The sequence below is a fragment of the Exiguobacterium sp. PvP048 genome, assembly GCF_040549175.1.
GTDB classification, from domain to species: Bacteria; Bacillota; Bacilli; order Exiguobacteriales; family Exiguobacteriaceae; genus Exiguobacterium_A; species Exiguobacterium_A artemiae.
The window spans coordinates 314,764-330,991 of record NZ_JBEPSU010000002.1 but is presented as its reverse complement, the minus strand read 5'-3'; the positions used below and the strand labels follow the sequence as shown (position 1 = coordinate 330,991).

Genomic DNA, 16,228 nt, shown 5'->3' with positions numbered 1-16,228 from the left:
TAACACACCTTCCATTTTCAATACTTATTCGAAATTGAACCAGTCGTTCCCGCCATGGGCACGAGGTGGTTCGGTGACAATGATTTCTTCTGTCGAGTTGCGTAATTCAATGATGTAATCAAAATCATCCCACGTGTATTCGCTCGATTTAACAAAAGCATCTGGGTGTTCGACGATTTTCGTAGCCGGAAGTCGCATGACTTCACGTAAAATCTGCCAATGCCGTTCGTCGAAATGGCGCTGTGAGACGAGCGCATCGATGATATAAACATAATCGCCTGTCCGTTCATCATCGAACAATGAAGTCCGGACGGTTTGTTTGATTAACGTCGATGAAAGAAATAACCATTTTTTATTGGCACTTACACTCGCCGCTACGATGGATTCGGTTTTCCCGACACGCGGCATGCCGCGAACACCAATCAACAGGTGTCCGTCTTGTTTACAGAGTTCAGCCATGAAATCGACGAGAATCCCTAAATCCTCGCGGACAAAACGAAACGTCTTGATCTCACCGCTGCTGTGGTCGATATAACGACCGTGTCGGATGGCGATCCGGTCACGAAGCTTCGGTTTACGAAGCTTAATCACATCGATAGTCGTCATCGTCTTTAAGATGGCGGCAAGCCGCGGGATTTGATCCGGTTGCTTCGTTTGAAGCAACATGCCCCGACGCTGGTGATCGACACCGTTAATCGTGACAATCGAAATATGTAGCATCCCCATGAGTGACGCGATGTCCCCTAAAATCCCGGGACGGTTGACGTTCAGTTCGTACTCCAGATACCACTGTTCGAATTCACTCACGCGCCCAGCCTCCTCTTCAAATCGATTATCCATCCCTCATGTTAAATGATTTTTTGAAAAATGAAAAGCATTCCCCTAAGCAAATTTCATCGGACTACATCCAGCCGCCGTCAATTTTAAGAACGGCACCGTTCATATACGTTGCATCCTGTCCCATTAAATAGGTGATGGCGGATGCGACCTCGTCAACCCGTCCAAAACGACCGACCGGAATTTCAGCCAATGCCAAGTCCCGGTCTTCCGCCGAAAAGACGGCATTCATCGGGGTTTCGATCCAGCCCGGCGTTACTGCATTCACCCGTCCGTTCATCGCACCGAGCTCTTTGCTGAATGACTTGACGAACCCGAGCTGTGCTGCCTTGCAGGTCGAATAGACGACTTCACCGGCCGCACCAAATTCACCTAACACACTGCTGACGACGACGATCGAAAGTGATGCTGAAAAAGCTTTTCGGCTTGTTAAGGTCTGGGCAATCCGGATCAACGATTCGACATGCAATGTCATCATCGATTCCACCGAGGAACGGGATTGATCGACGAGCAGTCCGCTGAAGCTGGTCCCGGCGATATGAACAAATCCTTCTACAGACGGTAAGCCGTCACAAAATGCTGTCAAGTTCTCCCGGTCAGACAGATCGCCTGTGACGATCTCCGTCGTCACAGGCAACTGTCGTATCATCTGTTCGAGCTCATGCTGTTTCCGGTGGGTGTGAAGGATCAAATCGTGTCCTTCAGCCGCCAATCGTAAGACCGTTGCCCAGCCGATTGCTCCGCTGGCTCCCGTAATTAAAATCCGCATCGGTCAAGCGTACGGTTTAACGATTGAAATCGCACGATTTTCAAGCGCAAACAATTCATCGAACCGGGCTTCGATTTCTTCTTTGGTGATCGAGGCAATCAATGTCGGTAACGTAAACAGATTCGTCCCGGCAAGAGCGTGGCGTGAGAATTGATTGGCGATGAATTCCGGCGAGTTCAGCGACCGCAGGAATTTTCCTTGCATCATGTTGCGTTTGCGGACGACTTCCGTTTCCTCGAACTCGGGCCGGACCGCTAATAATTTTTCGTAGGCCGCGATAAAGCGGTCCGGATCTTCCGTTTCCATTCCGAACGTCGCGAACGCAAATTCTTCCTCGCTTGAATAATCGAAGCTGAACGTATCGTCAACCAAACCGTCTTCATACAGTTCGAGATACGTGGAAGAGGTTTGGTCGAATAACAGATGCAACAAGAGTTCACTTGTCAGCTCGCGGCGCAGCTGTTCCTGTCCGCCGAGGGAACTGTCTTTATAACCGATCAGGACTTTGGGTGTCTTGACGTCGAGTTCGAGTTCAACCCGTTTTTTTGCGACTTCTTTCGGTTCCGTTCCGTAATCACGTTCGATGGCCGGACGATCCGTATAATCTTTTTTCGCTTGGTTCGCTTTGATCAAAGCTAGCGTCTCGGCCGGGTCGATATTCCCGACGACGAACAAGACCATGTTCGACGGATGATAGAACGTCCGGTAACACGTATACAGGTCGTCCGCCGTAATTTGATCAATCGATTCCGGGGTACCGGCAATATCAATCCGGACCGGATGTTTCGCATACATCGATTCGATCAAACCGAAGAATAAACGCCATCCCGGATTATCCTGATACATCTGGATTTCCTGTGTGATGATGCCTTTTTCTTTTTCGACACTCTCTTCCGTGAAATACGGATCCTGGACGAAGTCAATCAGCGTCTCCAGATTTTGTTCAATCAACGAAGTCGCAGAGAACAAATAAGCGGTCCGAGAGAACGATGTGAACGCATTTGCCGAGGCACCGAGGCGCCCGAACTCTTGGAAGACGTCCCCTTTCTCCGACTCAAACATCTTGTGCTCGAGGAAATGGGCGATACCGTCCGGGACATTGACCCATTGGTCGTCCTTTTTAAAACGGTTATCGATTGACCCGTAACGCGTCGTAAAAGTCGCATATGTTTTTTCGTACCCTTTTTTCTGAAGCAAATACACCGCAAGCCCGTTATCGAGCTGTTCAAAAAATACGGTTTCGTCTGTATCGTGATACGTCAACTGTTCCATTATTCTTCACCTCGCAATAGATAAACTGCCTCGAGTTCAATAGTTGCTGCTAAGCGGACGACATCCTCGCGTGTTGCCGTCTCGATGATGTGAATCTCATCCTCAAGCGTCAATCCGCGCATCTTCGATCCATTTAACCAACCGATCAATTGTCCCGGCTGATCAAGGATTTGCCGGCGGGCATTGATGAGCATCGCTTTCGTCTGCGTTAATTCCTCATCCGTGAACTGTCCGGCTTTAAGATCCCTTAATTGTTCGCCGATAATCGTCTCGGCACGTTCCGCCTGTTTCGTTTCAACCCCGGCATAAACGTAAAGCGCACTGTTCAGAGCCGCATACCGTGATGCTGCATAATAGGCGAGACTTTCTTTCTCACGGACATTCATGAACAGTTTCGAATGCGGGAATCCGCCGAACAGACCGTTGACGATTTGCAGCCGAATCGAATCGACGGACGTCGGATCGACACTGACCCGGTAACCTAAATGCAATTTACCTTGTTTGATCGGTTGCGTCTCGGACGAACGTTTGACGCCCGCGACCTGTTTTTGGGCCGGAATATAGTGACTGGCTTTTTCATCATGGGAAGGTAAGAACGACAAGGCATCTTCCATCTCATCTTGCGTGACATGACCGACGACAAAGACATCGATCCGGTCCTGTTCGACCATCGAACGATATGTATCACGTAAGGAAACCGGTGTGATTTGTTCGAGTGCTTCGAGTGTACCGAGTGAGGATAACGATACCGCTTCTCCCGGTGCCATCAGTTCGAGCAACCCTTGCTGGGCAAAACGCATTTTATCATCGTATAACGAACTGATCCGCAACGCATGCAACCGTTTTTCTTGTTTGACGAATTGTTCCCGGAATCCGCCCTCTGTCAAATCCGGATAAAAAATCATCTGTTCCAGTAAATCGAGCGCTTCCTCGAGCAACGTCTCATGACGTACTAGATCCCCGCGGACGACATCCAACTGGAACGAGATGACGTGTTCTTCCCCGAATTTCGAGGCATCGGCGTACAGACCTGCATCATATAAGGTTTCAAGCGGTTCACGCAACGCTTTCATCGACGGATAGACCGCTGTCGACTTCTCCATGATATACGGTAACAGAGCACGGCTCGTCAGCGTTTTTTCTTCGAGTGGTGCTGAAAACGTCACGAGGACCGTCGTCGTCTTGAATTTATCGGTCGGAACGAGATGAAAAGTCGTTCCTTGTTTGTTCCACGTTTGAAATGACTGACTCATGCTTCTTCATCCTTTCGTTTAAACACATGGGCACTGCGTAAATATTCGATATCCGCTTTTTCATTGACCGCATTTTCGTAACGGGCCGCCGTAAAGAAGAAATCACTTAGACGGTTGATGAATGGTAACAAATGATGTGCCTGTTCGACATCAATCATCGCCCGTTCGACACGCCGGCAGACCGTCCGCGCCACGTGCAGGCAGGCTGCGGCTTCCGTGCCACCCGGTAAGATGAATTTATCGAGCGGCGGAGACAGTTCCGTCAGACTGTCAATCCAACTTTCCAAATCTTCCGTCGCCGTTAGGCTCAGACGGGATGCTTTCGGTTCAACATACATCAAGTCACTCCCGCAATCGAACAAAACGTGCTGAATGACCGTCAATTGTTCCTTAACCTCGATGGATGTCGCTTTTGTGCGGGCCAGTCCGACAAAACTGTTCAGTTCGTCAAGCTCCCCCATCAGCGTAATCCGGACATCATTTTTTTTGACGCGTCCCCCGACGAGCGACGTGTCTCCCTCATCACCTGATTTAGTATAGATTTTCAATCGACTCACTCCTATAGCGAAAGGAAGCGAATCATAAAGTTCGCTTCCTTTGTTTTTTTGGTAATTGAATTCGGAAAACGGATCCTTTGCCCAGCTCACTTTCGACCTGAACTTCCCCATCATGCGACCGAACGACGTTTGCGACAATCGCAAGACCGATTCCGGTTCCCGTCTTACCGCGTGTCCGGGCCTTGTCCGCCTTGTAAAAACGGTCAAAGACGAACGGGACATCTTCTTCCGGAATACCGTCCCCTGAATCAATTACAGATAAAGATATAGTTTCCCTATCTTCCGTGATTTCAATCTTGATTTTCCCATCTTCTGTATACCGCAACGCATTTCCAAGCAGGTTCGTCATCACCTGATCCATTTGATCTGGATCAGCTTCAAACTGAACGTCGGGACCGGTTACTTCAAACGAAACCCGCTTTTCAAGCCCCATCTGCTTAAACTTCTTGACCATCCGTTTAGCGAACGGAACGGCATCGATCAGTTCAATCCGCTTTTCCTGATACCCGGCTTCCATCCGTGCCAGATCCAGTAAATCGTTGACAAGACGGGATAGGCGTTGCGACTCGTCATAAATGATTGACGCAAACTCTTTTGTCGCCTCGTCACTTTCCGTCATGCCGTCGACGATCGCTTCCGAATAACCTTGCAGCATGACGAGCGGCGTCCGCAGTTCATGACTAACGTTTGCGACGAAGTCAGCCCGCATCTTCTCCAGTTGCTGGGCTTCCGTCATATCGCGCAGGACAGCAACGGCTCCGATTTGTTCTTCCTGCTCAAGTAGCGGACTGACGATGATAATGTAAAAGCGGCCTTCCCGTTCAAAGGAAACCGTCATTTCTTTTTCTTTACGCATGACCGTCTGGAATAATTCAATCAACTCGTCCGGAACTGGACCACCCGCAAGGAACGCTTCCGCCGGCGGATTGGTCGCCAGTAACTCCCCTGATTCCGAGAAGGTCAAGACACCGTCCGCCATACATCTTAGGATGGACGACAGCAAATGACGTTCCTTATCAAGATCCGTGACATACTGATTGAGTTGACTGCTCATTTCGTTAAATGCCAGCGCCAAATCACCAATTTCATCGCGCGAACGCTGGGTCAGGCTTTGATCAAACTTTCCTTCCCCCGCTTCGACGACCGCCTGGCGAATCGTCCGGAGCGGTGCCGTAATACGGGTCGACAGGAAGAATGCAAAAACGGTCGTTCCGATGATCGCGAGCAACACACACAGCTGAATGATTTGTCGTGCCCCTTCATTCGCCTGTTCGATGTTCGTCAATTGTTCAATCAAATACATCGTCCCGCTACCGCTTTCCGTAATGAACGGAGCACGGTAAGCAAGTGCCGCTTTCCCGTTAAACGTTTCATAGTTCCCAATCGCCGTTTCCCCTTCTTCGCCGTCAACGGCTTTCCAGTTTTGACGTTCGAGCTCCTTGATGATCCGCTTGGCTTTTGCTTCCGAGATATTCGTCTCGACCGTATTGTCCTTCGACGTCGCAATCAAGGTCGCGCCGTAAATATCGGTAATCTCGATCGCGGTCGCCGATCCTTCTTCCAGTCCGCTGTGGGCTTGAAAGACGGTTTCGACCTGCTGACCGAGTTTCGCAAGATGACCGCGTTCCTGTTCGATATGAAACGAATTGAAAAATTCGAGTAATAAAATCGTCAAGGCAATCAAGACGACGGAAACGAGTAATAAAATCGTCCCCCACAATTTAATGACGACGCTCTGTAACCATTTCATCGTCAGGCGGGATTATTCTCGAACTTGTATCCGACACCCCAAACCGTCGTGATCATTTGGGCAGCATTCGGAGACAGACGGTTCAGTTTTTCACGCAGTCGCTTGACATGCGTATCGACCGTCCGTAAATCGCCGAAAAATTCATAGTTCCAGACTTCTTTTAATAACTGTTCCCGCGAAAAGACTTTATCTGTCTGCTTGGCAAGGAAATACAGCAATTCATACTCTTTTGGTGTCAGATTGACTTCCTGCGATTCAACCGTGACGCGGTGGGCATCATTGTCGATCGTCAAGTGCGGGAAGACGATGACATCTTTTGTTTTCGCATCCGTGTGCAGAAATTTCGTAGCACTTGCCCGTCGCAGAATGGCTTTGACGCGGAGCACGACTTCCCGCGGACTGAACGGTTTGACGATATAATCGTCCGCGCCCATTTCAAAACCGTGGACCCGGTTCGTCTCTTCCCCTTTTGCCGTCAGCATGACGATCGGTGTCGCTTTCGTTTTACGCAGTTCTTCACAGACCTGCATGCCATCAAGCTTCGGCATCATCAAATCAAGTAGAATCACATCATATTCTGTTTCAAGTGCCATCTCGAGAGCCGTCTCTCCGTTGTCGGCTTCTTCAATCGTAAAGTTCTCACGTTCGAGATACATTTTTAATAAACGCCGAATCCGTTCTTCATCATCGACGACTAAAATACGCGCTTCTTCTGACATCAGTTGATTCCTCCCATGAACTAATCTGTCTGACTCTATCCTACTACTCTCCTAGTATACTATGAAACAAAAGAAATAGCGTCTCTGACCGCGGAAATCGGTCGCGTCTGCTGAAAAAAGGATGGACAACGGAATTCATCTTCCGTCGTCCATCCTTAAATGATTATTCTACTATTCGGTTTCGTTGCTTACGCGTAAGAGTGAAGTCCGGCAACGACCAAGTTGACGAAGACGAGGTTGAACATGATGACGGCAAATCCGCCGACACATAACCACGCTGATTTTTTACCGATCCAGCCGCGCTGAATCCGCATGTGGAGATAGAAAACGTAAAACAGCATCGTGATCAAAGCCCATACTTCTTTCGGGTCCCAACCCCAGTAACGGCTCCAGGCCATCTGTGCCCAGATCATCGCGAAGATCAATCCACCGAGAATGAAGACCGGCAACCCAATTGCAATCGCACGGTAGCTGATTTCATCCGCCGTCTCAAGATCAATTTTACGGGCAATCGGTTTGAGGCTTTCAGCCAACCGTTTCCGGAGAATGACGAAGCGGAGCAGAATGTACAGAACCAATCCACCGATCAACGACCATAAGACCGTATTGACTTTGTTGGCATTAAGGAAGTTGGGTAATTCAATGACAGCACCTGAGCCGGAAATGATTTTTCCGTTTTCAGGACCGGTCAGAACCGGCATCGTATACTCATGTTGCATCGTCGCTCCGTTTTTCGCGACGTATTCAATCGTCGAGTTCGTTCCGAGTCCGTTGAACAACAATCCGACCAGGATATAACCGACGACACAGACGAGTGAGAACATGACGACTTCAAGCCACGTCCGTGTTTTCGATTCTTTGTTGAAGTCGGTCGCATGGATCAGGTACAACAGTCCGGTCGCAAAGCTGACCGCAAGGATTCCTTCTCCGAGCGCTGCCGTCGTCACGTGGATTTTCAACCAGACACTTTGAAGTGCCGGAATCAACGGTTGGACTTCGTCCGGGAACATCGACGCATAGGCGATGACAAGCAAGGCAACCGGCATCGCCACAAGTCCGAGGACGTTGTTGCGGTAAATACCATAAACGATCAGGAAGCCAAGTACCATCATCATTCCAAAGAATGTCGTGTACTCATATAAATTCGACACCGGTACGTGCCCGGCACCAGCCCAGCGTGTGAAGAAGTAGCCGAGTTGCGCTGCAAATCCGACGATGGCGAGTGAAAAGGCAATTTTCCCTGAACGGCTTGGTCCCTTTTTACCGCTTGTTGCGACGGCAAAGAACCCGGTACTGATCAGATATAAGATAAAAGACGTCAGCAGTAAATTACCGCTTAAACTAAGCAGGTTCATTTCATTTCCCCCTCTTCCCGCAACTTCTGGCGGTCTTCCAGTTGCGGAAGTCCCACTTCAGTCAAGGCGAGATTGACTTCTTTTTGAAGTCCAAGTGCATTTTTATTCGTAAATCCGGCAATGTTAATCTGCCCGTTCCGTTCTTTTAACCAAAGTCTGCGGTGCGGCCAGTACATACCGAGTAACAGCCCGATCATGAAGATCATACCGCCGGCAAACAGGAATGGAAGCGTCAAATCTTTTTTGATCCGGACGCCGGAAATGTTCGACAGTTCTGTACCGGCGAAGCCCATCTTGTATTGGTTCTCATCGCCGCCGACATTCAGTTTAATCCCGATCAGACTGCGCTCACCTTTCGGATGTTCCGGTGATTTGATCGTAAAGACAAATGCCGGATTGACCGGACGCGACGAGTTCGTCGTCGGTTTTCCGTCTTTAACGACAAAGTCCGGCAGGAAGTCTTTTAGTTCGACATCATACCCGTTCTTTAATTTGTAAGTTTCCTGCGGGTTACGCAAGTCGACTTTAATCGTATCGACGACTTTGCCTGTTTTTTGATTCTCGATATTAAAGGACATCGTCTTGAACTCCGGATCCGCTGCATATTGTTCCTGGAAAACTTGATAGTTTCCGAACTCGAACGGCTGGTTGACGGCGGTCTCACCGGATTTAACTTTTTCAAGTTTCGGTTTGAAGTCTTCCGTCATTCCGGTTTTTTTATACAACGTCATCTGGGTATCATAGTTTTTCGGAACACTTCCGCCGGCGCGTTTCAACGCTTCTCTGAATTTCTCAGGCTCTTTTGCCGGATCGTAAAACTCAATGTTAAACGAGTTGTTTTCGAGATAATACTTGTTGTCCGTCGCTTCGACCGGCAACGTTTCGCCTTCACGAATCCACATCAGCTCGTCTTCGTGCATCCCGGGAACAATCCGTAGCATCGCTCCACCAAAGAACAAGACAAGCCCGATATGATTGATGTATGGACCCCAGCGGCCGAAACGTTGTTTCTCCGCAAGCAGTGCGCCGTCTTGTCGGCGGATCTTATACCCTTTTTTCTTCAGCAACGGTTCAATGGCATCAATCTGTTTAACCGTCCCAGTCGCTTCAGCGCCAAATCGCTGACCGCCCATAAAACGGTCGGACTGGATGACCGGTTGTTTCTTCAGCGCGCGATACAGCGGGAAGAAACGGTCGATCGATACGATGATGATGGATAACAGTAATAATGTGATTAAGCCGATATACCACCAGGATTCAAATAAATTATGGAAACCGAGGGTATAATAAATTTCACCGGCCGTTCCATATTCCTTCCCGTAAAACTCTTCCGGCGGAACTGCTTGCGGAATGTACATTTCCTGCGGGAAGATGGTTCCGACGCCGCTTGCGATGATGATTAAGCCGATCAGCCATAAGCCGACTTTGACGGATGAAAAGAACGTCCATGTCCGGTCGATCCACGATTGATTTTTTCGTTTTGAACGAAGCTCGGCTTCCTCATAACGCATATCCAGTTGCTTATACTCCTGCTGCATCATAAATTCCCCCTCGATGCGTTACTCGTTTGCTTTTTTAATCATTTCTTCTAACTTCGCCTGGTCAATCTCACCTTCATACTTTTCAACGACCTTACCTTCTTTGTTGATGATGAATGTCACCGGCAGGTTGTAGATTCCGTATGCTTTCTCAACGGCACTGTTCGTGTCCATCAAGACCGGATAATCGGTTCCCCCGATTTCCTTGATGAAACTCGATACGCGGACCGGCGTCTCACCGACGTTGACGGCTGCAAAATTAACACCTTCTTTTTGCATCATCTTGTAGTTGTCGTTGATCAACGGCATTTCTTTTTTACACGGTTCACAGAATGTACCCCAAAAATTGAGTAAAAGCCCTTTGCCTTTGTACTCGTCCATCGTATGTTGTTTTTCTCCATACAAATCAACAAGTGCAAATTCCGGCGCATCATCTCCGGCCAGGACTCGACCGTCCTTATCGCGTGTCGCCTGATCGACAAACTGCATGATGACGACCGCACCGGCGAATAATACCATCGTCATGATCATTAACCGCCAAAATGAACGTTTTTTCTTCTTTTGCTTCGCGGCTGCTAGCCGCTCATCCGGGTTCTGATTCGTTTTTTTCATGTTGCACCGCCTCCAACCATATTGTACTTGAAATCGCTTAATTGTTGACAGAATGTGAAATACGTTAATCGTTTTGTCACAAACAAAGAAAACTCAACCCGCAGGCTGAGCTTCTCGCTTTACAAATTAACGTTTTTTTGTGTTCTTACGTCTTTTCGTAGGGGCAGCTACCGGATCCGCCAGCTCACGCAATTGATTGACTTCTTTTTTCGAAAGTTCACGCCAGTCGCCTGATGTTAATCCAGCAAGCGTCAGGAAACCAAACTGTTCCCGCTTCAACTTGATGACCTCTGCGCCGAGTGTTTCGACCATTTGTCGGACTTGGCGGTTATGGCCTTCATAGATGACCATTTCTAAAATTGCCGTATTCTTTTTCTTATCGATATCACGCATCTCGACGCGTGCTTTACCGGTTTTGAATCCGTCCGGTAAGACAACACCTTTTTCGAGACCTTTGACATGATAGTAATCCGGCACGCCTTTGATTTTGACGATATAACGTTTCGGTACTTTGTATTTCGGGTGAAGCAAGAGATTCGAAAACTCACCGTCGTTCGTCAGGAGCAGCAAACCGCTTGTGTTGTAATCGAGACGGCCGACCGGGAATACACGGTGACCCGGTGGGACGAGATCAACGACCGTTTTACGGCCTTTGTCATCTTCCACCGTCGAAACGACACCTGTTGGTTTATACAGCATGTAGTAGACGTGTTCTTCCCGTTCGAGTTTGACGCCGTCGACTTCAACTTCCGCACGTCCGCCGACTTTTGTCCCAAGTTCCGTGATGACTTTCCCGTTGACTTTGACGCGTCCTTCTGTGATCAGTTCTTCTGCCTTGCGTCGCGATGCGACACCGGCTTGGGCAATAATTTTTTGTAGACGTTCCATTAATTTATTCTCTCCTCTAATGACGGTTCATTCCGGAAAAACAAATCCCCATCCGCTTCGAGTGTTTCTTCAAACTCGAGCGGCGGCAACTCTTCGATACTGTTCAGTCCGAAGTGATCCAAAAAATGATCCGTCGTTTTATACAATTTAGCACGCCCGACGCCTTTCGCGCGTCCGGCTTCATCAATTAATCCTTTTGCACTTAACGTGTGGATGACACGCTCCGTCTTGACACCGCGAATGACTTCGATGTCCGCCCGGGTAACCGGCTGTTTATAGGCGATGATGACGAGTGTTTCCATCGCTGCGCGTGACAGGCTGTCTTCTGCCAGCGATCCAGCATATGCCTGCACATACGGCGACATCTCTTTGCGGGTGACCATTTTGAACACACCACCGGATTCGACGATTTGCAACACCCGTTCCTCCGCTTCAAATGTCGTCTGGAGTGCATGTAACTGTTCCCGGGCCGCTGCCTCACTGATTTCAAGAACTTGACTCAGACCACGCGGATCGATTCCATCGTCTCCGACGACGAATAATAAACTTTCAATGATTCGCTCATACGCCAATCTGATTCTCCTCCTTCACTAAGGCACGCAACAGGATATCGTCGCTCATTTGCTCACAGGCGACGACACGTTGTTTGACAAGTTCAAGTACAGCCAGGAAACTAACGACCAATTCTTCGACGGTCGGTTGTTCCGTGAAGAAACCAAAAAATGTCGTCCCTTCATTGGCAAAAACATATTCCGAAACATGAATCATCTGTTGTTCAAGCGTCCGTTCTTCCCGTTTAACGGTTTTCGAACGCCGTACTTTCCAGGCGACGCGTTGACGCATTTTCTCATAGGCACGCAACAAATCGCTAAAAGACAAGTTCCCGCTAAAATCTTGATTGTCCGGATCGAGATACGTCATCAAGTCTTCCGGCTGTTTTGAAAACAGTTCCAGCCGTGCTTCTTCCTTTTCTTTTAAAACAAGCGCCGCTTCTTTGTATGCTTTATATTCAATCAGTTGCTGAATCAACCCTTCACGTGTCGGATCCTCTTCAAAATCCGGAACGTCTTCGAAATCCGTCTGTTCGACAGGTAACAGTTGTTTACTTTTTAATTGCAGGAGCGTCGCTGCCATGACCAGATATTCACTCGCCACATCAAGTTCGAGATGTTGCATGGCCCGGATATAGGACACATACTGATCCGTCACGATCGAAACGGAAATGTCATACAAATCAATCTCCAGCTTACCAATCAAATGCAACAACAAATCCAACGGGCCTTCAAACGCATCCATCTTTACACTGTATGATTCCATGATTCTCCCTGCCCATCAACGTTTTTTGCGCCTTAGTATACCACACATCACCTGATTTCGACTATGCTATATTAAAAGGAAAGGAGATCAATCCATGCATCCGATTGAACAATTTGCATTTGAATTCAATGTCCAACAAGACTATTTCGAATGCCACGAAGTACTCGAAGAACTGTGGCAGGCCGGTCAACGACAAGATGAATCCCTCGTCGCATTGATTCAGCTCGCCGTTGCCCGCTACCATCATCGCCGGGGAAATGTATCCGGGGCGATGCGGACCTATCCGAAAGCTTTCCGAAAACTCGAACGCCATGCCGGATCACTCGCCGGTCAAGGAATCGATATCCCACGCCTGCTCGCTTTACAACCGCTGTTCATGCAGCCGGACTATATGCATATTCCGTTGCCGCTCGCAGATGATCTCGAACAACGGGTCAGCAGTCTGCCGATTGAACCGGTGCAGGATTTATCGTTCTTGCGGCATAAACATCTGTTGCGCGACCGTCAGGATGTCATCACGGCACGACAGACGGCTCTTGGGGCACGCCAAAAAAAATGAAAAACCGGTCCGTAACTTACATGGACCGGTTTTTATTGATTTTTCCACTTTTCAACAAGTCGACTCGTTTCGTCCGTTGCACCCGTAATTTCCATCCGCAGCATTTTTTCGGCTGCATCCAGTAAGATATACGACATCCGTTCTCCGCGGAACGATGGCGACAAGGCGATATGTTTCAATTCAGCGTGGCCATCCACTAATTGAAATCCGATGATGCCGATAAAATCTTCATCCTGTTTATAGAGATACAACTGTTGATTTTCATCTTGTTCATAGGTTTGAACCGTTTCAAGCAAATACTTCGGATCCTTCACTTCACACGAAAAAGCGATTAACCCCATCGCGGTCCGTTCATTCAACTTTTTATATTTTACTAGCATCTGATTCTACACCTTCCTAGTTTCAACAACTCTCAGGAACATGATCAACTGAGACTTGTTTATTCTACACCTTCTCGGCTCGAATTGCTTCATTTTTCGTGAAATCAAGTAAAAAGACGGCTTGATCCATTTGAAATCCCACCGTCTTTCCCTTACTTCGCAAACGAGACCCCCCTGTCACGAAACAGGGAGGCGGGCTCTGACATTATGCGCTTTTACCGACTGTCTGATTACTTCGATCCTTCGAGGACGCGGATGAATTCCCGCATGTAATCTGGCAAATCGGGCGGACGGCGGCTCGAGATAATATGTCCGTCGACGACGACGGGTTCATCATGCCACGTTGCGCCGGCATTCGTCATATCGTCCTTGATTCCCGGTGTGCTTGTAACGTTGATGCCTTTTAAGACACCGGCTGAAATCAAGACCCATCCGGCATGACAGATTTGACCGATCGGCTGTTTCGTTTCGTTAAAATGACGGACCATCGTGAGGACCGAGTCAAACCGGCGCAGTAAATCCGGTGACCAGCCGCCCGGAACAAGAATCGCATCGTAATCGGCCGGATTGATTTCGTCAAACGTTTTATCCGACACAATCGGAACACCGTATTTTCCGATGTATTTTTCACCGGCTTTCTCGCCGACAATGTCGACCGTCGCCCCTTCTTCGCGTAACCGGTGGACCGGGTACCACAGTTCTAAATCCTCAAAGTCGTTACTGACGAGTTGAATAATCTTTTTTCCTGCTAACCGCATCATAAATCGCTCCTTCATTTTTCAGTTCTTGTTGTAAATTCCCGTATTGGACGAAAAAAAAACTTCCCTTCTTTGATCAAAGAAGGGAAGAAATCACTTACGCTTCAACGCGAATTTCTTTAATGCCAGCGCCTTGTTTCATTTTTGTCGCATGTTCAAGACCTGATGTCACTTGTCCGAAGACTGTGTGAACGCCGTCGAGATGCGGTTGCGGCTCGTGAACGACGAAGAATTGGCTTGACCCTGTGTTACGACCTGCGTGCGCCATTGAAAGCGAACCGGCTTTATGCTTGTGCGGGTAAGATGTTGATGTTTCACACGGAATTGTTTTACCTGATCCGCCTGTACCGTTTCCGATCGGGCATCCGCCTTGTGAGACGAAACCAGGAATGACACGGTGGAAGTTCAATCCATCGTAGAAGTTCGAGTTCGCAAGGTTCTCGAAGTTTTCTGTTGTGATCGGTGCATCGTCGTTAAACAATTCGAACTCAATTTTATTACCGTCTTCCAGTAAGATATATCCTGTTTTTTGCATGTATATACCAACCTTTCGCGCTTTTCAGCTGTGGTGTTCGCCGCGGCATCCGCGGCTCCGTTACCTAGTGTATCAAATCTTCGTAAAAAACGCAGGTTTTTTACTCACTTCACTGCGGATTCGAGAATTTCAATCACGACACTTTCACCCGCACTGACCGCTGCCTGAATCCCGTTCGGTAACGGGAAGACCGGATCGGTATGCCCGAAGTCCGCATTAAGCACAATCGGGAAGTCATAACCGCGGGTCGCCCGCAACAGAATGTCCTTCAGCGGGAATTCCGGATCAAACTCGACTTTACTGTGAAAACGTCCGACGACGATCCCAGAAATCTTGTCATACGCTCCGAGATGACGGAGTTGCGTAAAGTACCGGTCAATCGTCTCCGGCGTTTCACTTTCGTCGTCTTCAAGCATCAGAACCGCCCCGTCAAGCGACGGCATGTACGGTGTCCCGGCAAGCAGCAACAGTGTCCCGAGATTGCCGGCAACGATTGGTCCCGTCCCTTCACCTGTACGGGCAACGACATAGCCGTCATTCGCGACGTGTGTTCGTCTCCGGTCATCATTGACGTCCCAACGCAGACCTTCATCCGTCCATTCATCCGACGCTTCGATTGGACCGATCGGATCCGTCTGCATCAACGTTCTTTCAAACCATTCTTTTGTATAGTCATCGAGACCATGCAGTTGGCCAAATTGCGGTAAAATCGCCGGTCCGACAAATGTCGTCAAACCGGTTTTCGTCTGGACGCCGGACAACAGAGCCGTAATATCGCTGTATCCCATAAAAATTTTCGGATTAGCTCGAATCAAATCGTAATCGAGTTCATCAAGCAGTTGATGCGAGTTGAAGCCGCCGATGGTCGCAAAAATCGCTTTGACATCCGGATTTTTGAATGCCATATGCAGGTCTTGAAGCCGTTCCCCGATCGTACCCGCCGTATGACTGTGAACCGCTGTCGCATTCGGCATTAAAAGGACCTTAAAATCCATCCGTTCCAGTGTTTCAATCCCCCGTTGCAGACGACGCGGTACATAAGCTGCGACCGCAGAAGCCGGCGAAACAATCGCAATCGTATCGCCGACTTTTAATTGAGCTGGTTTCATCTGTGTTCCCCCCTTACATT

18 protein-coding genes are annotated in these 16,228 nt (G+C 48.6%); 1 reads left to right on the top strand and 17 read right to left on the bottom strand.

The genetic code is table 11. The annotated features are described in order from the left end of the window. Positions 1-24: 24 nt before the first annotated feature. From ABIC15_RS06195 to ABIC15_RS06135, 13 genes are all read right to left on the bottom strand, one after another. Positions 25-840 carry a DUF3388 domain-containing protein gene (locus ABIC15_RS06195; RefSeq protein WP_251135835.1) on the bottom strand — a complete coding sequence of 272 codons (816 nt, stop codon included), beginning with the start codon at positions 838-840 and terminating at the stop codon, positions 25-27. A 61-nt stretch (positions 841-901) separates the two neighbouring features. After that, positions 902-1,606, bottom strand: coding sequence for an elongation factor P 5-aminopentanone reductase (ymfI, locus tag ABIC15_RS06190; protein ID WP_354020068.1), 705 nt, complete (start codon positions 1,604-1,606; stop codon positions 902-904). Positions 1,607-1,609: 3 nt separating this feature from the next. After that, positions 1,610-2,878, bottom strand: a complete 1,269-nt coding sequence (gene yfmH, locus ABIC15_RS06185; RefSeq protein ID WP_354020067.1) for an EF-P 5-aminopentanol modification-associated protein YfmH — start codon at positions 2,876-2,878, stop codon at positions 1,610-1,612. Continuing rightward, positions 2,878-4,131 (bottom strand): EF-P 5-aminopentanol modification-associated protein YfmF, encoded by a 1,254-nt coding sequence (gene yfmF / locus ABIC15_RS06180; RefSeq protein ID WP_354020066.1) that lies wholly within the window; start codon positions 4,129-4,131, stop codon positions 2,878-2,880. The genes yfmH and yfmF overlap by 1 nt, the downstream gene beginning before the upstream one ends. Continuing rightward, a complete protein-coding gene (locus ABIC15_RS06175) occupies positions 4,128-4,679 on the bottom strand; it encodes a cob(I)yrinic acid a,c-diamide adenosyltransferase (RefSeq protein ID WP_012369921.1) in 552 nt (183 codons plus the stop codon). Before ABIC15_RS06175 ends, yfmF begins: the two co-directional genes overlap by 4 nt. Before the next feature lie 31 nt (positions 4,680-4,710). After that, positions 4,711-6,438, bottom strand: coding sequence for a sensor histidine kinase (locus ABIC15_RS06170; RefSeq protein WP_012369920.1), 1,728 nt, complete (start codon positions 6,436-6,438; stop codon positions 4,711-4,713). Between the two features lie 2 nt (positions 6,439-6,440). Further along, positions 6,441-7,157, bottom strand: coding sequence for a response regulator transcription factor (locus ABIC15_RS06165; protein ID WP_012369919.1), 717 nt, complete (start codon positions 7,155-7,157; stop codon positions 6,441-6,443). A 188-nt stretch (positions 7,158-7,345) separates the two neighbouring features. After that, positions 7,346-8,512, bottom strand: a complete 1,167-nt coding sequence (gene ccsB / locus ABIC15_RS06160; protein WP_012369918.1) for a c-type cytochrome biogenesis protein CcsB — start codon at positions 8,510-8,512, stop codon at positions 7,346-7,348. Then, on the bottom strand, positions 8,509-10,050 hold the full coding sequence (resB, locus tag ABIC15_RS06155) for a cytochrome c biogenesis protein ResB (RefSeq protein WP_354020062.1): 1,542 nt from the start codon (positions 10,048-10,050) through the stop codon (positions 8,509-8,511). The genes ccsB and resB overlap by 4 nt, the downstream gene beginning before the upstream one ends. A 21-nt stretch (positions 10,051-10,071) precedes the next feature. Beyond that, positions 10,072-10,662 carry a redoxin domain-containing protein gene (locus ABIC15_RS06150; RefSeq protein ID WP_012369916.1) on the bottom strand — a complete coding sequence of 197 codons (591 nt, stop codon included), beginning with the start codon at positions 10,660-10,662 and terminating at the stop codon, positions 10,072-10,074. A 126-nt stretch (positions 10,663-10,788) separates the two neighbouring features. Next, complete coding sequence (locus tag ABIC15_RS06145; protein WP_012369915.1) at positions 10,789-11,550, bottom strand: pseudouridine synthase; 762 nt, start codon at positions 11,548-11,550, stop codon at positions 10,789-10,791. After that, on the bottom strand, positions 11,550-12,122 hold the full coding sequence (gene scpB / locus ABIC15_RS06140) for an SMC-Scp complex subunit ScpB (protein ID WP_012369914.1): 573 nt from the start codon (positions 12,120-12,122) through the stop codon (positions 11,550-11,552). The genes ABIC15_RS06145 and scpB overlap by 1 nt, the downstream gene beginning before the upstream one ends. Then, positions 12,112-12,867 carry a segregation/condensation protein A gene (locus ABIC15_RS06135; protein ID WP_214765326.1) on the bottom strand — a complete coding sequence of 252 codons (756 nt, stop codon included), beginning with the start codon at positions 12,865-12,867 and terminating at the stop codon, positions 12,112-12,114. Before ABIC15_RS06135 ends, scpB begins: the two co-directional genes overlap by 11 nt. Positions 12,868-12,961: 94 nt before the next feature. Here ABIC15_RS06135 and ABIC15_RS06130 point away from each other — a divergent pair, with 94 nt between their 5' ends. Further along, complete coding sequence (locus ABIC15_RS06130) at positions 12,962-13,426, top strand: DUF309 domain-containing protein (RefSeq protein ID WP_354020059.1); 465 nt, start codon at positions 12,962-12,964, stop codon at positions 13,424-13,426. A gap of 32 nt (positions 13,427-13,458) precedes the next feature. Here ABIC15_RS06130 and ABIC15_RS06125 read toward each other — a convergent pair whose 3' ends face one another. From ABIC15_RS06125 to ABIC15_RS06110, 4 genes are all read right to left on the bottom strand, one after another. Then, positions 13,459-13,806, bottom strand: coding sequence for a GNAT family N-acetyltransferase (locus ABIC15_RS06125; RefSeq protein ID WP_012369911.1), 348 nt, complete (start codon positions 13,804-13,806; stop codon positions 13,459-13,461). A 230-nt stretch (positions 13,807-14,036) separates the two neighbouring features. After that, positions 14,037-14,564, bottom strand: a complete 528-nt coding sequence (locus ABIC15_RS06120) for a type 1 glutamine amidotransferase domain-containing protein (RefSeq protein WP_041261530.1) — start codon at positions 14,562-14,564, stop codon at positions 14,037-14,039. Between the two features lie 97 nt (positions 14,565-14,661). Next, positions 14,662-15,099: a peptidylprolyl isomerase gene (locus tag ABIC15_RS06115; protein ID WP_012369909.1), complete on the bottom strand. Its 438-nt coding sequence runs from the start codon at positions 15,097-15,099 to the stop codon at positions 14,662-14,664. 104 nt (positions 15,100-15,203) lie between these two features. Then, complete coding sequence (locus tag ABIC15_RS06110; RefSeq protein WP_354020057.1) at positions 15,204-16,208, bottom strand: S66 family peptidase; 1,005 nt, start codon at positions 16,206-16,208, stop codon at positions 15,204-15,206. Between the last annotated feature and the right edge of the window lie 20 nt (positions 16,209-16,228).

Bases quoted from the DNA above. Each gene is read 5' to 3' on its own strand.
- ABIC15_RS06195 (WP_251135835.1), bottom strand. From the start codon at position 840: ATGGATAATCGATTTGAAGAGGAGGCTGGGCGCGTGAGTGAATTCGAA.
- ABIC15_RS06120 (WP_041261530.1), bottom strand. From the start codon at position 14,564: ATGCGGTTAGCAGGAAAAAAGATTATTCAACTCGTCAGTAACGACTTT.
- ABIC15_RS06145 (WP_012369915.1), bottom strand. From the start codon at position 11,550: ATGGAACGTCTACAAAAAATTATTGCCCAAGCCGGTGTCGCATCGCGA.
- ABIC15_RS06135 (WP_214765326.1), bottom strand. From the start codon at position 12,867: ATGGAATCATACAGTGTAAAGATGGATGCGTTTGAAGGCCCGTTGGAT.
- ABIC15_RS06165 (WP_012369919.1), bottom strand. From the start codon at position 7,157: ATGTCAGAAGAAGCGCGTATTTTAGTCGTCGATGATGAAGAACGGATT.
- yfmF (WP_354020066.1), bottom strand. From the start codon at position 4,131: ATGAGTCAGTCATTTCAAACGTGGAACAAACAAGGAACGACTTTTCAT.
- resB (WP_354020062.1), bottom strand. From the start codon at position 10,050: ATGCAGCAGGAGTATAAGCAACTGGATATGCGTTATGAGGAAGCCGAG.
- ABIC15_RS06170 (WP_012369920.1), bottom strand. From the start codon at position 6,438: ATGAAATGGTTACAGAGCGTCGTCATTAAATTGTGGGGGACGATTTTA.
- yfmH (WP_354020067.1), bottom strand. From the start codon at position 2,878: ATGGAACAGTTGACGTATCACGATACAGACGAAACCGTATTTTTTGAA.
- ymfI (WP_354020068.1), bottom strand. From the start codon at position 1,606: ATGCGGATTTTAATTACGGGAGCCAGCGGAGCAATCGGCTGGGCAACG.
- ABIC15_RS06125 (WP_012369911.1), bottom strand. From the start codon at position 13,806: ATGCTAGTAAAATATAAAAAGTTGAATGAACGGACCGCGATGGGGTTA.
- ABIC15_RS06150 (WP_012369916.1), bottom strand. From the start codon at position 10,662: ATGAAAAAAACGAATCAGAACCCGGATGAGCGGCTAGCAGCCGCGAAG.
- ABIC15_RS06110 (WP_354020057.1), bottom strand. From the start codon at position 16,208: ATGAAACCAGCTCAATTAAAAGTCGGCGATACGATTGCGATTGTTTCG.
- ccsB (WP_012369918.1), bottom strand. From the start codon at position 8,512: ATGAACCTGCTTAGTTTAAGCGGTAATTTACTGCTGACGTCTTTTATC.
- ABIC15_RS06115 (WP_012369909.1), bottom strand. From the start codon at position 15,099: ATGCAAAAAACAGGATATATCTTACTGGAAGACGGTAATAAAATTGAG.
- ABIC15_RS06130 (WP_354020059.1), top strand. From the start codon at position 12,962: ATGCATCCGATTGAACAATTTGCATTTGAATTCAATGTCCAACAAGAC.